The following is a 13,940-nucleotide window of genomic DNA, read 5'->3' on the forward strand; positions in this document are numbered from 1 at the left end:
TCATTAGTTCATTGGTATCAAATTCAATATGAAATTCCGTCAACTTATATTAGTTATTGCCTGCTTTGCGCTTTGCGCTACAGCATCGGCACAAGTAAAAATTGCCGAACGGCCGCCTATGGGCTGGAACAGTTATAACTGCTTTGGCTCGGCAGTACACGAGGATGAGGTGAAGGCCAACACCGACTATATGGCCGATAAACTGAAAGCCTATGGCTGGGAATACATTGTTGTAGATTTTTTATGGAGCTACGATAACCCGCCGGGCAGCAATATTGGCAACCCTTTTCAACTGCGCCTGCACGATGGCTCGTACGTGCCCTGGCTCACCATGGATAAATGGGGGCGCTTAACACCGCAGCCTACAAAATTCCCATCGGCATTTGGTGGCGCGGGCTTCAAACCGTTATCCGACTATGTACATAGCAAAGGCTTAAAATTTGGCATACACGTTATGCGCGGCATACCAAGGCAGGCCGTTTGGAGCAAAAGCCCGGTTAAAGGTACCAATGGCATCACTGCCGATATGGTTGCCGACACCAACTCCAAATGCCCCTGGATGAACCACATGTACGGCCTTAACATGAGCAAACCCGGCGCGCAGGAATACCTTAATTCGATACTGGAACTGTATGCCAGTTGGGGAGTTGACTTTATTAAGGTGGACGACCTATCGCGCCCATACAGCAATGCCGAGGTAGAAGGCTACCAAAAGGCTATTCAAAACTGCGGCAGGCCTATGGTATTAAGCCTCTCGCCCGGCGAAACGCCCGTTGCGCAAGCAGCACACGCCACCAAATATGCCAATATGTGGCGCATGGCCGACGATTTTTGGGATAACTGGAAAGAAGTACTCCACATGTTCGATTATGCCAAGAGCTGGGAAGGCGTGGGTGGCCCCGGCCATTGGCCCGATGCCGATATGATACAAATTGGCAAGCTATCAAAACGCGGCCCCGTAGGCGAAGAACGCTACAGCCGCTTCACCGAAGAAGAGCTGTATACGCACATGACTTTCTGGAGCATTTACCGCTCGCCTCTGATGTTGGGCGGCAACTTGCCCGAGAACCGCGAGTTGGAACTGAAGTTATTCAGCAATGCCGAAGTGCTTGCCGCCAACCAGCAAGGCGAAAACCCCAAACAACTTTACAAAAAGGATGGGGCGATGGTTTGGTACTCGCATGTACAGGGCAGTAAGGACCTTTTCGTGGCACTGTTCAATATCGGCGATAGCAATAAAGCAGTTTCGGTAGACCTTAAAGCACTCGGCATAAAAGGCAAAGTAAAAGTGCGCGACTTGTGGAAGAAACAAGACGTCGGCACCTATAAAAACAGCTACCGGCAAACCATCAACCTGCATGGCGCAGCAATATTCAAATTAACACCAACAAAATAATTTTCATCTCAATACTCACATCTCAAATCACATATCTAACAACATGATCGATCTGAAAACATTCGAAGTTTGGTTCATCACCGGGAGCCAGCATTTATACGGCGAAGAAACTTTAAAACTGGTTGCCGAGCACTCGCAGCACATTGCAGCCGGGCTTGATGACGCGGAGCAAATACCTGTACGCGTGGTATATAAACCAGTTGTAAAAAGCACCGATGAAATTTACCAAACCATACAGGAGGCCAATGTGGCACCAAATTGTATTGGTTTGATCTGCTGGATGCACACCTTCTCCCCTGCCAAAATGTGGATACGCGGCCTCAACATTCTGCAAAAACCAATGCTGCACCTGCACACCCAATACAACCGCGATATACCATGGAGCAGCATCGATATGGACTTTATGAACCTGAACCAAAGCGCCCACGGCGACCGCGAGTTCGGTTTTATGGTATCGCGCCTGCGCAAAAACCGTAAGGTAGTGGTTGGGCACTGGCAGGATACCGAAGTGCTGGGCCAAATAAACGGCTGGGCACGCGCCGCCGCAGGATGGCACGATTGGCAGGGCGCTAAATTTGCCCGCTTTGGCGATAACATGCGTTTTGTGGCCGTTACCGATGGAGACAAGGTAGAGGCCGAAACCAAATTCGGTTTCTCGGTAAATACTTACGGTATTGGCGACCTGGTAGCTGTGATCAACAGCATCAGCGAAGCCGAAGTTACCGCCCTAACCGACGAGTACGAAGCCAGCTACACCATGGCAGATTCGTTAAAAAAAGGCGGCGATGGCTATTCGTCGGTTTACGAAGCGGCTAAAATTGAACTGGGGCTGAAAAAGTTTTTAGAAGACGGCGGCTTTAAAGGCTTTAGTGATACGTTTGAAGACCTGCACGGCATGGTACAGCTACCCGGCATAGCATCGCAACGCTTAATGGAAGCCGGCTATGGCTTTGCCGGCGAGGGCGATTGGAAAACCGCTGCATTGGTACGCGCCTTTAAAGTGATGGGCAGCGGCCTGCCGGGCGGCAATGCCTTTATGGAGGATTACACCTACCACTTCGACCCGAACAACGCACTGGTATTAGGCTCGCACATGCTGGAGATAGATTCATCATTGGCCGGCGGCAAACCTGCTTTAGAGGTACACCCGCTTGGCATAGGCGGCAAAGCCGACCCTGCGCGTTTGGTATTCAACGTGGCCGGCGGCGATGCACTCAATGCATCGCTGATAGATATGGGCAACCGTTTCCGTTTATTGGTTAACGAGGTAGAAGCCGTAGAACCGCAGCACGACCTACCGAAACTACCGGTTGCACGCGTACTATGGAAACCCCTGCCCGATATGAAGACCGGCTGCGCGGCCTGGATATACGCCGGCGGCGCACACCATACCGCCTACAGCCAAAACCTGAGCGCTGAACAGATACAGGATTTTGCCGATATGGCGGGCATCGAATACCTGCGCATAGGCAAAGGCACTACCATTGAGCAGTTCCGCAACGAGCTGCGCTGGAACGAAGTAGCTTACCGTTAACATAAATTAAACAGGCGGCCGGATGGGAACGGGCCGCCTGTTTTTTGTAATATTAAACCGAATCAATTTAAACCAAATTATGAACAAATTTACTACGATAGATTACGTCATTTTCGTTGTCTATTTCATTGTTGTATCGGGCTACGGCTACTGGGTATACAGCCGCAAGAAGATCAAGGGCGTATCCGACAGTAAGGATTTCTTCCTGGCCGAAGGTTCGCTTACCTGGTGGGCCATTGGGGCATCGCTTATTGCCTCTAACATATCTGCAGAGCAATTTATTGGTGCCAGCGGTACAGGCTTCGCCGTAGGTTTGGCCGTTGCCGCTTACGAGTGGGTGGCTGCTATAGCGCTTATTATTGTGGCGGTATGGTTTGTGCCCATTTACCTCAAAAATAAAATATTCACTATGCCGCAGTTCCTGCACACGCGGTATAACGAAACGGTGAGTTTTGTAATGGCCATCTTTTGGCTGTTCCTCTACATATTTGTAAACCTTACTTCTATCCTTTACTTAGGGGCGCTGGCCCTAAACAACCTCATAGGCGGCGACGTGGATAGCATGCACCTCATTATTATCGCATTGGCCGTATTTGCCTTATTCATTACGCTGGGCGGTATGAAGGTTATAGGTTTTACCGATGTGATACAGGTTTTGGTATTGGTGATAGGTGGCCTGGCTACCACATACATTGCACTAACTTTAGTAAGCGAAAAATTCGGTTATGGTAAAGATGCGCTGGCAGGCTTTAACGCCATGCTTAAGGATGCACCTGACCATTTTAAAATGATATTAGCCAAACCAAAGCCGGGCGCACCACAGGCAGATATCGACAAATATTTAACCCTACCCGGCATTGCTATGTATTTTGCAGGCCAATGGATAGTGAACCTTAACTATTGGGGCTGTAACCAATATATCACCCAACGCGCCCTGGGCGCCGACCTGAAGACCGCACGCACGGGCATCCTATTCGCTGGTTTAATGAAATTGGCCATGCCTGTTATTGTAGTGCTACCGGGCATTGCAGCTTATGTTTTGTACAAAAATGGCGGCTTACAGGCAGAGATGCTATCGGGCGGTAAGTTCAATTCTGATAACGCTTATTCTGCCGTACTTGGTTTCTTGCCAACGGGCTTAAAGGGGCTATCGGTAGCAGCGCTTACGGCGGCTATTGTTGCTTCGCTGGCGGGTAAGGCAAATAGCATATCTACCATTTTCACGCTGGATATCTACAAAAAGCACATGGTGAAAAAAGCCAGTGAGCAGGATATGGTTAAAGTAGGCCGTTGGGTAATATTTGCGGCCATGGCGCTGTCTATCGCCCTTACCTGGAAAGATTTGCTGGGTATAAGCGGTGAGGGTGGCTTTACCTTCATCCAAAAATATACGGGCTTTATTAGCCCCGGTATATTTGCCATATTTATTTTAGGCTTCTTTTGGAAACATACCACCGGCACCGCCGCTATTGCGGGTATATTAACAGGCTTTGGTATGTCGGTAGTGTTTAATAACTACGCACCAGCATGGTTCGGGCACGAAACATTTTTGTACACCGCCTTCCCAAGGGCGAACGGCACCTGGGAGATACCCTTCCTGATATGCATGGGCTTGTCATTCTTGTTCACCATCATCGTAATGGTAGCCGTAAGCCTTGCCGGGCCAAAGGTTAATGCAAAGGCACTGGAAATAGATGCCAGCATGTTCAAGGTGGAGCGAAGCACATTGGCGCTTATTGTGGTAACGCTTTTGTTGTTAACTACGCTTTATGTAAGGTTTTGGTAAAGAAAGTAAATTTCAAACACTTGTAAATACAGCCATTTTGTAGATATTTGATGGAGAAGGCTTTAACCAATGGTCTTACCTACTCAAATCCTACAATTAAAACCTTAAAAAATGAAATTCAGGCTTATTTTATCGTTCCTGCTGCTGGCGGCGAGCTTTAGGGCATTTAGCCAAACAAGCCAACCTTCGGCCGGTGCCGACAAGGGCTTAACCAAAATAGTGATCATGTACCCATTCGCAGAGGGCAAAACCTTTAATATGGAGTATTACGAAACCAAACACATGCCCATGGTAGCCGGGTACCTGGGCACCAATTTGGTGAAGTATACTATCGAAAAAGGACTGGCTGCTGGCGTACCGAACCAGCCACTGCCTTATATGGCCATTGGCACATTCTATGTAAAAAGCCTTAAAGAATACCAGGCGGCCGTTGCCCCTCATATACCTGCCATCAGGGCCGATTTTGCCAATTACACCAATGTAACGCCCGTTATACTGGTGAGCGAAGTGGTAAGATAGTTAGCCATAGATAAAAAAGTAAAAGCCTGCAGACTAACATTTGCAGGCTTTCGCTTTTTTTGCGTTTCTCATTTACTTGCATATGCAGGGACCGCTTTTAAAAAGCATTGCGGCTAAATTCATAGTGCGTTCTTTCCAACCTACCTATCACTCCGTTTATAACACATATCATTCGGCTGATATACGCTGCATCCCTGCCATAGCGACCTTTGGTTTAGTGAAAACAATATAAAACCACTAAACAACACACATCGCTATGAAAACAAAATTTACCGCCGCCGCCTCGCTTACCGGCATAGCATCCATCATCTGCATGGCATTTGTAGCCCCCATTGCCGATACTACCACAAAACCTGAAGTCCCTGGTGCCGAAAAGCCCACCATCGTATTGGTTCACGGCGCCTTTGCCGATGGCTCATCGTGGAATAAGGTTATCCCCATCCTGCAAAAAAAGGGCTATAAAACCATCGCTGTACAAAATCCGCTTACCTCGCTTGATGATGATGTTGCCTTTACCAACCGCGCACTTGCCGAAGTTGAAGGGAAAGCCGTATTAGTGGGCCACTCCTACGGCGGCGTTGTAATTACACAGGCGGGCAACAACGATAAAGTTACCTCGCTGGTATATGTTGCAGCCTACGCGCCCGGCGATGGCCAAAGTATTGAAGATATTGAGAAAGACGCCCACGAGGTGAAAAACATACCCAGAGTACCCGGGCTTGCCGCACCTATTGTTGATGGCGGTTTTATACGGATGAAGGATGAGGACGTGGTAAAATACTTTGCACAGGACCTGCCTGAGCAGGAAGCCCGCCTGATAGCCGCCGGGCAGGGGCGTTTCCACATCAGTTGCATACAAGCCAAAGTGAGCAACCCCGCCTGGAAAAATAAGCCCAGCTTTTTTGTAGTGGCCGGTAACGACCAAATCATTTCGCCGGGTATTGAGCGGCAAGCTGCCAAAACCATAGGCGCTACCACTATGGAGGTACCTGCCAGCCACGTGGCCATGTTATCGCAGCCCGAAAAAGTGGCCGAGATGATACTGCGCGCTGCTGCCCTGAAATAAGCCCTGCATCTACCTACCCGAAAAACCATTGTAATAGCCGGCGGCAAAGTGATTTACCTCACACTTTTTCTGTGACTTGCTTCCTTGTTATGGGGCGGGCTTAAAAGCCACATTTGTAGTGTAATAACTAACAATTAACACAAAACAAAACACCATTAAATTAACAAAATCATGAAAAAGAAAATTTTGATCATCGTATCTAACGCAAATGCAATTGGCCCTCATAACAGAAGAACAGGCAACTTTTTGCCCGAAGTGGCGCACCCTTACGAGGTTTGGGAAAACGCCGGCTACCAGATAGATTTTGCCAGCCTTACCGGCGATACCCCCTACCTTGATGCACTGAATTTGGCCGCCGACCCGGGCAACCTTAAGTTTTTAACAGGCAAAGGCTGGGCCGATATGCAGAAGGCTGTTAAACTGGAAACCGTTGACGTGAGTACCTACGATGCCATTTTTGTACCCGGTGGCTTAGCACCAATGGTTGACCTGCCCGAAGCCCCCCTGCTGAAGAAAATAGTTGCCGAAACCTACGAACGTGGTGCGGTTGTAAGCGCGGTGTGCCATGGCCCTGTATCCTTACTTAACGTAAAACTGAGTGATGGCTCGTACCTGGTGAACGGTAAACACATCTCCTCTTTCACCACTGCCGAAGAAGATAACTACGCCCGCGAAGATGTGCCCTTTGATTTGCAAACCGCGCTTACCGCTCAAGGTGCAATTTACCACACGGTAGCCCCATGGCAGCCCTTCAGCATTGCTGATGGTAACATTGTAACCGGCCAAAACCCGGCATCGGGCACTGGCGTGGGCGAAAAGGTTAAGGCCATACTCGAGCAAACCAACTGATCTTATCATAACGGCCGCCACCATGCCCGTGTAGCGGCGGCCTATTTTAAAATCCTCTACCCAGCTATGGAAAATACAGCTATACACGTAATAGCCAAATGGATAGTAAAACCCGGCGAACTGCAAACGGTGCTCGGCCTGTTACCTGTAGTAGTTAAAGCCACCCGCGCCGAACCGGGCAACCTTTTCTACCATGTTCAGCAGGATGATACCGACCCTAATACCCTGCTGCTGTTTGAAGGTTATATGAACGAGTCTGCGGCTGCACAGCACCGCAATTCGGAGCATTACCAAAGTATTGTTGCAGGCCAGATAGTCCCCTTGTTGCAAGCCCGCGAGGTGAACATCACTACGCCGCTATTTTTCTGACACCTCCACATATCCGCCATCTCAGTTGGCATATCCACTTACATACACATCAAACCCATATTATAATGAAAACTCAAACCACCTACCATTTTATCGACATTAAGGGCACCAGCATTTTTTACCGCGAGGCCGGGCCCAAGGATGCGCCAACCCTGGTATTGCTGCATGGCTATCCCGCCTCGTCGCACATGTTCAGGAACCTGATCGAAGACCTGGCCGATCAATACCACCTTATAGCGCCAGATTACCCCGGTTATGGCCGCAGCGAACAACCACCAATAGCCGAGTTCGCCTACACGTTCGACAATATGGCCCTCATTGTGGAAGAACTGCTGAGCAAGCTCAACATTACCCAATACAGCCTTTACCTGATGGATTACGGCGCACCCATTGGCTGGCGGTTAGCATCAAAATACCCCGAACGTATACAAAGCCTTATTGTACAAAATGGCTGCGCCTACGATGAAGGGCTGGAAACTTTTTGGGACCCAATTAAAGCCTACTGGGCCGATAAAAACAATAAAGAGGCAGAAGATACCCTGCGCACCTTCCACAATGCTGAAGGTTTGAAATGGCAGTATACCCATGGCGTGGCCGATGCCTCGGTGGTAAGCCCCGATAACTGGGAGATAGACCTGCGCCATTTAGAGCGCCCGGAAAACGACCGCATACAGCTTGATATGTTTTACGACTACCAAACCAACCCGCCCAAATACCCTGCCTGGCAAGAGTACCTGCGCACGGCCAACCCCGAAATGCTGATCGTATACGGTAAAAACGACTATATATTCCCCGTTGGCGGTGCAGAGGCCTATAAAAAGGATGTGAAGAACCTTGAGTACCACCTTTACGAAGCCGGCCACTTTGCACTGGAGAGCCATGGAGTTGAAATAGCCGCCACCATAAGAGATTTCCTGAACCGTAAAGTGGCCAACAAGCAGTAACCCATGGGCATGCAGCACACATGCAGGATAAAAAGGACGTACGCGGCCCCGGCAAGTAAAACTGCCGGGCCGCTTGCCTTGCTTTTCAATACCATCGTTGGCGCATCCTGTTTTTTACTCATGTTCCAGCTTTACCTTATCGCGCCTTTGCTGCCCGGGTACGTTACCGCATTCCGTTCGCCATTAATGGAGATGGCCATACCTGCTTTTGCCATTCCCTTTGCTATCTCGGCAATGGGGATGGCATTTTTTCGGGCTCTTATTAAGCAACCAAACCGGTGTTTATCCTTTTCGCTTTACGCTATGGCCGTTGGGGCATTATTGTTAAGCGGCGCAGGTTCGGCAGAGAGTTTTTTGCTCGTTAGGGCGCTTACAGGCTTGGCTACCGGCATAATGCTGCCCGCTGCTATTGTCGCGGTTACGCGGCAAAGCAATAAAGCAATGGCGCTTCGCAGCATGATCACCCTTATATTCTTTATGGCAACGGGAATGGTATTTGGCCCGTGCATTGGCGGCTGGTTAAACAAAATCATTGGTTGGCCCTACCTCTACCGTTTTATTGCTTTTGTAAGCGCGGGGCTTTGGTTCATGCATTTATGGTGCAGCAAGGCACATATCCCAACCGCTCATAAATCCACTGCTGTGCATGAGCAATTACCACTCCACATCGTTCGGCAGGTCCAGTATACCTACGCTTTTACCTTTCTTTCGGGGATGTTCCATTCGGGTGTTTTTGTTTGGGTGAGCGTTTACTTCCATTCGGTTTACCAAATAAGCGAGGCCGAAACCGCTAATGCACTCCTCGTTTTTGGCTTGCCGGGCTTGATCATTACCATTTTAATGTTCGTTTATCATTGGGATACCAAAGTAATACGCTTACTTTACTGGGGGCTTATTGTCACCATTGCCGGCTTGTTCATAATGTTACTGCACGTTCCCCTGTGGATGGCGGAGTGCCTGCTGGCGCTTATGTCAGTTGGGTACTGCTTTTCGCAGCCCTTATTTATTGGGGTGCTTAAATTGCCCGTTTCGGGCATTGCGGCAGGGCGGCTGATAGCGCTGGGCTGTGCCGCGCTGTTTGCAGGCTATGGCATAGGCCCGCTGCTGATGGGTTGGTTGCTGAATACGGGGCAACATATCGCCACAGGCTCGCTTATTGTTATGGCAATAGTACTCGCTGTCCTATCAGCCAAAGTTTGGCAGCCTGCAGAAATACAGCAACGCCGCAGGCTTTTCTATGCCAGGAATAGTACCGGGCAAGTGACCACTTCAACAGTAGCCTGAATCGTTGAAAAGTACCATTATTGGTATAATAAACACCATTCAGCAGGCTACTTCTCTGCTTAAATTTGATGCAATATTTATTTTATTACCATTATGAATTACGCTAACCTGGCTTTTTCTGATGCGGCCAAAGCGCTGCAGAGCCAACACGGCAGCCGGCGGGTTTACGAGCAAGCCGAAAAGAAGAACGTGGTAGATGGGTTTACCCAAAACGAAGAACTTTTTATAGCCCACCAGGACCATTTTTATATGGCCACCTTTGGCGATAACGGTTACCCATACATACAGCATCGTGGCGGCCCGCAAGGCTTTGTGAAAGTATTGGATAATCATACCCTCGCCTTTGTTGATTTTGCCGGCAATAAACAATACATCAGCGCAGGGAACATAGAAACGAACGCAAATGTATCGCTCATTATGATATCGTACCCGCACCGTGCAAGGTTAAAGCTATATGCCAAAGCAAGGATAGTGGAACTGAGCGATGACCCGGGATTGTTCGACCAGATAGACCCTGAAGATTACAAGCACCGCCCCGAACGTATGATGGTGCTTGATATACAAGCCTACGACTGGAACTGCCCGCAGCACATTACCCCGCGCTACACTACCGATGAAATAGAACAGGCCTTTGCCCCTCAGCGCCGCCGCGTTGCCGAACTGGAAGCCGAAAACCAACGCCTGAAAACAGAGCTGGAAAATTTAAAACTTAAAGCAGTATGATAACTATATATTATAAGCACACCCTGAGCAAACCCGATGAATGGACAGTAAGATTAGATGCCACTTTCTCTAAATACCAACTGATCGCGGATGAAAGCTTAACCCAGCCAAAACTTATAGAAGGCGATAAGCAGATCGAAGGCATTGCAGCAATAGATGCTTACATAGAAAGCCTGGAACAACTGGTGAACGGCTGGTACGAAGACCGCTGCGATAAATACGAATTTGATGCGGATGGGAAGTAAGCCTTGAGTAAAGAGTCTCAAGTCATAAGGAAGCCCATCGGAAGCAAGGTTGCCGGTAATCCAACCAACCTTGCACTCTGATGGGCAATTTTGTTGAGTCATTAACACGAAACCTCGTAGAGGTTTAAGTTTTGTAGAAATACATATGGCAAAAAACAACGCCGTTAGGTGTTGAACTCGAGTTTGTTGAGCACCTACGGCGCTCGGCTGTATTGTTGGATGTTTTTCTACAAAGCTTTCAGCCCTACGGGCTAATAAGATGCTTAATTAAGCGGCTTTAACCCGCGATCCCCACGGCTCTTTGGGTATTTCCTACAAAGCTTTCTCCCCCAAAGGGGAGGCTTATATACCAATGGTATCGCCACTCATTTACCTAAGATACTTTCCCACTGTACCATACAGGTTCTCCAGGTCAAATGGCTTGCGGATGCGGTCATCGAAACCACATTGGGCATATACCTCATCGATATTAAAGTTGCAGCTTAGGGCAATTACCGGTAGCTGCGGGTGGCAGCATTTAATGGCATGGCACCATTTTGTGGTTAGCTCGCCGGCATATATAAAATCCAGTAACACCAGTTGTGCGCCGGTATAGTTTATTAAACCGAGGCAGTCTTCTTTAGCATCATTAAAGCCATAGGTTCGGTAGCCTTCCAATTCGAGCGCCATGCACATAATATCGGCAAGGTCTTCATCGGCATCGTATATCAATATCGTTTTCATTATAAGGGCAGGTATCATTAAACAGGAAAAAGAAAAACAAGTCCGATCCAAGCCGCTTACATAAAACGTTCCTATGGAACGTGCAATCACGATCTATTCAAGGTCTACCGATAAGCCGTTCCGATGGAACGATTTTTTTTCATCCCATAGGGATGTTTTATAGGTAGAAATAGAAAACAAGTATCTTACGTTCCTTCGGAACGTTTTATGTTGTGAGCATTTGTATGCGGCGACTTCACACTCAAAAAGTAACCGTACAAATCCAGCCCACCCGCGGCTTCATCTACTGCAGCATGGCAACCGGTACAGGCGCGTTATCCGCTATCAGCCCTTCCATTTTTAGTTCTTCCCAAAACTCGGGCGGTATGGTGTTGCAGTTTACCGATGCTACTATCTCTTTTACCTGTTCGGGATTATGCGCACCCGGAATAATGGCCGATACCACATCCGGCGCAGCGCTGAACTGCAGGGCGGCAGATAGTAGGCTCACATCGTGCCGCTCGGCTATGGCACGTATAGCACCCAGCTTTTTAGCGGCTGCTCGCGGATACTCGTTACCGTAATTATAACGCGGCTTACCGGCCAGGAAACCCGCATTTAGCGGCGCGCCAACCACTACCGAAATGCCCCTATCGGCGCAAAGCGGAAACACCTTGTTCAGCTCGCACTCGTGGTGTATCAATGAGTATTGGGTAGCCGAGAGAAAGATGTCAGGATCAGCAACTTCAAGCGTGCGCAAAATAGGCTCCAGTCGGTTAACGCCTATCCCCCAACCTTTAATAATGCCTTCTTCGCGCATTTTGGTAAGTTCGGGCATGGCGCCCTGTTGGGCAGCTTTAAAGTATTCTACCCAGTTCTCGTTCATATCCACATTCTCGGGCGATATATCATGTATAAATACAATATCCAATGATGATACACCCATGCGCTGCAAAGTATCTTCGATACTGCGGCGCGTGCCCGAGGCGGTATAATCGTACCGGTAGCCAAAATTGTGGTTTCCTTTCCAAATATTTTGCCCAACATCAAAGTTCTCGTGCGGGTATAATATGCGCCCAACCTTTGATGATAAGGTATACTCGTGCTTGGGCTTGTTGGCCAAAAATACGCCCATGCGGTGCTCGCTGATGCCCATACCATAAAGCGGCGAGGTATCATAATACCGAATGCCTGCAGTCCAGGCGGCCTCCATGGTTTCGTAAGCCGAGCGGTCGTCGTTCACCCGAAAGCCGTTGCCTATGGCTACCCCACCCAGCCCCAGCCGGGTTAAAGGGCGGTACCTTGTTTGGTTACGTTGAAAATGTGTTTCCATATTGTGTATGATGTTTAGTGGCGTGTTGCGAAAGACGAAAAGCAGCAGCCTTGCCGCTCATATAAATTTCGCATTAAATACACTGATATATAAATAGTTACACTAATAACACCTATAAACAAACTGATGATAAGCGCATTACAGGGGTACCAAATGCCATGTTATACCTGGCTGAATGGCGGAAAGTCATGATGGAAGGAATAGCCCTGCTAAACCCGTGGGGGCGGGCAGCAAGGCCAATTAGGAGGGTATTAGTTCAGCACCTTTTCGGTGCAGGCGGACCGTTTTTTTGACAGGATGGCCTCCAGTTGCTTTATCTCGTCGGCGCAGGCCGTTACCTTGCGTTTACCAAAATAAAGGGTATTTTCTACCGGCGGGCTGCCTGCCCATGCCAGTTTGATAAGGCCAGCGGCTATCTCCTGCCTGCACATAAAATCGGGCATCACGGCGAAGCCTTTGTTATTGCTGAGGCATCGCAATATCGAACCATAATGCGGCACCACATAGTTGGGCCTAAAGCCGGGCAAACCATTAAAACTTGCCGACCAAAAGCCTTTAAGGTGTTCCATATCTGCAGCGGTGGTGTACCAAACCTGGGTGGTTAGCCAATCTTTCACGGCCTGCATGTCGCTTGCCGCTAATAGCTGGTTTAGTTCGGTTGTATCGGTTTTGCCACCGCATATCAGTACAATACGTTCGGTGGTAAATGGTGTGTATTCCAGGTTGTGCTGGCTGCCTTTGTGGGGCGTAAGTATGAGGTCTAACGTACCATTATTTAATTCTTGTAGTAGTTGCGCATGATCGCCAAAGCGGGTTATCAGGTTAAAAGGCAGTTCGGAAACGTGCTCTTCCAGTATATATTGAAATATCTCCATCGACATACCTACGCTTACGGTAGATTTCTCGGACTTAGGCCGGCGGTGGAATATATTCTCGGCCTCTTCCAGCTTATTCATATGCTCGATGATGTAGTTATACAACATAGTGCCCCTTTCGGTAGCAATCATTTTGCGGGTATCGCGGTCAAAAAGGCGGTTGCCGGTATAAGTTTCCAGCGAGCTTAAATGCAGGCTTACGCCGGGCTGCGAAATAAAAAGGGCCTGTGCGGCGGCAGATAGCGTGCCGGCTTCGTAAATAACTTTAAAAGTCCTGAACCACTCGAGATTTAACATGTGCTGTGTGTTTAATTG

14 protein-coding genes are annotated in these 13,940 nt (G+C 48.7%); 11 read left to right on the forward strand and 3 right to left on the reverse strand.

The genetic code is table 11. The features are described 5' to 3' along the window. Positions 1–28 precede the first annotated feature (28 nt). From BC343_RS28320 to BC343_RS28370, 11 genes are all read left to right on the forward strand, one after another. The gene (locus tag BC343_RS28320) at positions 29–1,396 is read left to right on the forward strand and encodes a glycoside hydrolase family 27 protein (protein WP_078351183.1); all 1,368 of its coding nucleotides are present in this window, start codon (positions 29–31) and stop codon (positions 1,394–1,396) included. 43 nt (positions 1,397–1,439) lie between these two features. Next, complete coding sequence (gene araA / locus BC343_RS28325) at positions 1,440–2,930, forward strand: L-arabinose isomerase (protein ID WP_078351184.1); 1,491 nt, start codon at positions 1,440–1,442, stop codon at positions 2,928–2,930. 79 nt (positions 2,931–3,009) lie between these two features. Next, positions 3,010–4,716 (forward strand): sodium:solute symporter family transporter, encoded by a 1,707-nt coding sequence (locus BC343_RS28330; RefSeq protein WP_078351342.1) that lies wholly within the window; start codon positions 3,010–3,012, stop codon positions 4,714–4,716. Positions 4,717–4,827: 111 nt separating this feature from the next. Further along, complete coding sequence (locus tag BC343_RS28335; RefSeq protein WP_078351185.1) at positions 4,828–5,235, forward strand: EthD family reductase; 408 nt, start codon at positions 4,828–4,830, stop codon at positions 5,233–5,235. Between the two features lie 256 nt (positions 5,236–5,491). Then, complete coding sequence (locus BC343_RS28340) at positions 5,492–6,301, forward strand: alpha/beta fold hydrolase (protein ID WP_202909882.1); 810 nt, start codon at positions 5,492–5,494, stop codon at positions 6,299–6,301. A gap of 171 nt (positions 6,302–6,472) precedes the next feature. Then, positions 6,473–7,150: a type 1 glutamine amidotransferase domain-containing protein gene (locus BC343_RS28345; RefSeq protein WP_078351186.1), complete on the forward strand. Its 678-nt coding sequence runs from the start codon at positions 6,473–6,475 to the stop codon at positions 7,148–7,150. A gap of 66 nt (positions 7,151–7,216) precedes the next feature. After that, positions 7,217–7,519 carry a putative quinol monooxygenase gene (locus tag BC343_RS28350; RefSeq protein WP_078351187.1) on the forward strand — a complete coding sequence of 101 codons (303 nt, stop codon included), beginning with the start codon at positions 7,217–7,219 and terminating at the stop codon, positions 7,517–7,519. Between the two features lie 65 nt (positions 7,520–7,584). Continuing rightward, on the forward strand, positions 7,585–8,463 hold the full coding sequence (locus BC343_RS28355; RefSeq protein WP_078351188.1) for an alpha/beta fold hydrolase: 879 nt from the start codon (positions 7,585–7,587) through the stop codon (positions 8,461–8,463). 9 nt (positions 8,464–8,472) lie between these two features. Then, positions 8,473–9,747, forward strand: a complete 1,275-nt coding sequence (locus BC343_RS28360) for an MFS transporter (RefSeq protein WP_162276966.1) — start codon at positions 8,473–8,475, stop codon at positions 9,745–9,747. Positions 9,748–9,840: 93 nt separating this feature from the next. Continuing rightward, positions 9,841–10,470, forward strand: coding sequence for a pyridoxamine 5'-phosphate oxidase family protein (locus BC343_RS28365; protein ID WP_078351190.1), 630 nt, complete (start codon positions 9,841–9,843; stop codon positions 10,468–10,470). Next, the gene (locus BC343_RS28370) at positions 10,467–10,715 is read left to right on the forward strand and encodes a hypothetical protein (RefSeq protein ID WP_078351191.1); all 249 of its coding nucleotides are present in this window, start codon (positions 10,467–10,469) and stop codon (positions 10,713–10,715) included. The genes BC343_RS28365 and BC343_RS28370 overlap by 4 nt, the downstream gene beginning before the upstream one ends. A 369-nt stretch (positions 10,716–11,084) precedes the next feature. Here BC343_RS28370 and BC343_RS28375 read toward each other — a convergent pair whose 3' ends face one another. The 3 genes from BC343_RS28375 to BC343_RS28385 form a co-directional block, all read right to left on the reverse strand. Continuing rightward, positions 11,085–11,438 (reverse strand): DNA-binding transcriptional response regulator, encoded by a 354-nt coding sequence (locus BC343_RS28375; protein ID WP_162276967.1) that lies wholly within the window; start codon positions 11,436–11,438, stop codon positions 11,085–11,087. A 283-nt stretch (positions 11,439–11,721) separates the two neighbouring features. Next, the gene (locus tag BC343_RS28380; RefSeq protein ID WP_078351193.1) at positions 11,722–12,750 is read right to left on the reverse strand and encodes an aldo/keto reductase; all 1,029 of its coding nucleotides are present in this window, start codon (positions 12,748–12,750) and stop codon (positions 11,722–11,724) included. Between the two features lie 251 nt (positions 12,751–13,001). Beyond that, positions 13,002–13,922: a LysR family transcriptional regulator gene (locus tag BC343_RS28385; protein WP_078351194.1), complete on the reverse strand. Its 921-nt coding sequence runs from the start codon at positions 13,920–13,922 to the stop codon at positions 13,002–13,004. Positions 13,923–13,940: the final 18 nt, after the last annotated feature.

It is taken from the genome of Mucilaginibacter pedocola (assembly GCF_002013915.1).
GTDB lineage: Bacteria > Bacteroidota > Bacteroidia > Sphingobacteriales > Sphingobacteriaceae > Mucilaginibacter > Mucilaginibacter pedocola.

Excerpts from the sequence above, each read along its gene's own strand:
- BC343_RS28320 (WP_078351183.1), top strand. The coding sequence starts at position 29 with ATGAAATTCCGTCAACTTATATTAGTTATTGCCTGCTTTGCGCTTTGC.
- BC343_RS28345 (WP_078351186.1), top strand. The coding sequence starts at position 6,473 with ATGAAAAAGAAAATTTTGATCATCGTATCTAACGCAAATGCAATTGGC.
- araA (WP_078351184.1), top strand. The coding sequence starts at position 1,440 with ATGATCGATCTGAAAACATTCGAAGTTTGGTTCATCACCGGGAGCCAG.
- BC343_RS28365 (WP_078351190.1), top strand. The coding sequence starts at position 9,841 with ATGAATTACGCTAACCTGGCTTTTTCTGATGCGGCCAAAGCGCTGCAG.
- BC343_RS28355 (WP_078351188.1), top strand. The coding sequence starts at position 7,585 with ATGAAAACTCAAACCACCTACCATTTTATCGACATTAAGGGCACCAGC.
- BC343_RS28380 (WP_078351193.1), bottom strand. The coding sequence starts at position 12,750 with ATGGAAACACATTTTCAACGTAACCAAACAAGGTACCGCCCTTTAACC.
- BC343_RS28330 (WP_078351342.1), top strand. The coding sequence starts at position 3,010 with ATGAACAAATTTACTACGATAGATTACGTCATTTTCGTTGTCTATTTC.
- BC343_RS28370 (WP_078351191.1), top strand. The coding sequence starts at position 10,467 with ATGATAACTATATATTATAAGCACACCCTGAGCAAACCCGATGAATGG.
- BC343_RS28340 (WP_202909882.1), top strand. The coding sequence starts at position 5,492 with ATGAAAACAAAATTTACCGCCGCCGCCTCGCTTACCGGCATAGCATCC.
- BC343_RS28360 (WP_162276966.1), top strand. The coding sequence starts at position 8,473 with ATGCAGCACACATGCAGGATAAAAAGGACGTACGCGGCCCCGGCAAGT.
- BC343_RS28335 (WP_078351185.1), top strand. The coding sequence starts at position 4,828 with ATGAAATTCAGGCTTATTTTATCGTTCCTGCTGCTGGCGGCGAGCTTT.
- BC343_RS28350 (WP_078351187.1), top strand. The coding sequence starts at position 7,217 with ATGGAAAATACAGCTATACACGTAATAGCCAAATGGATAGTAAAACCC.
- BC343_RS28375 (WP_162276967.1), bottom strand. The coding sequence starts at position 11,438 with ATGAAAACGATATTGATATACGATGCCGATGAAGACCTTGCCGATATT.
- BC343_RS28385 (WP_078351194.1), bottom strand. The coding sequence starts at position 13,922 with ATGTTAAATCTCGAGTGGTTCAGGACTTTTAAAGTTATTTACGAAGCC.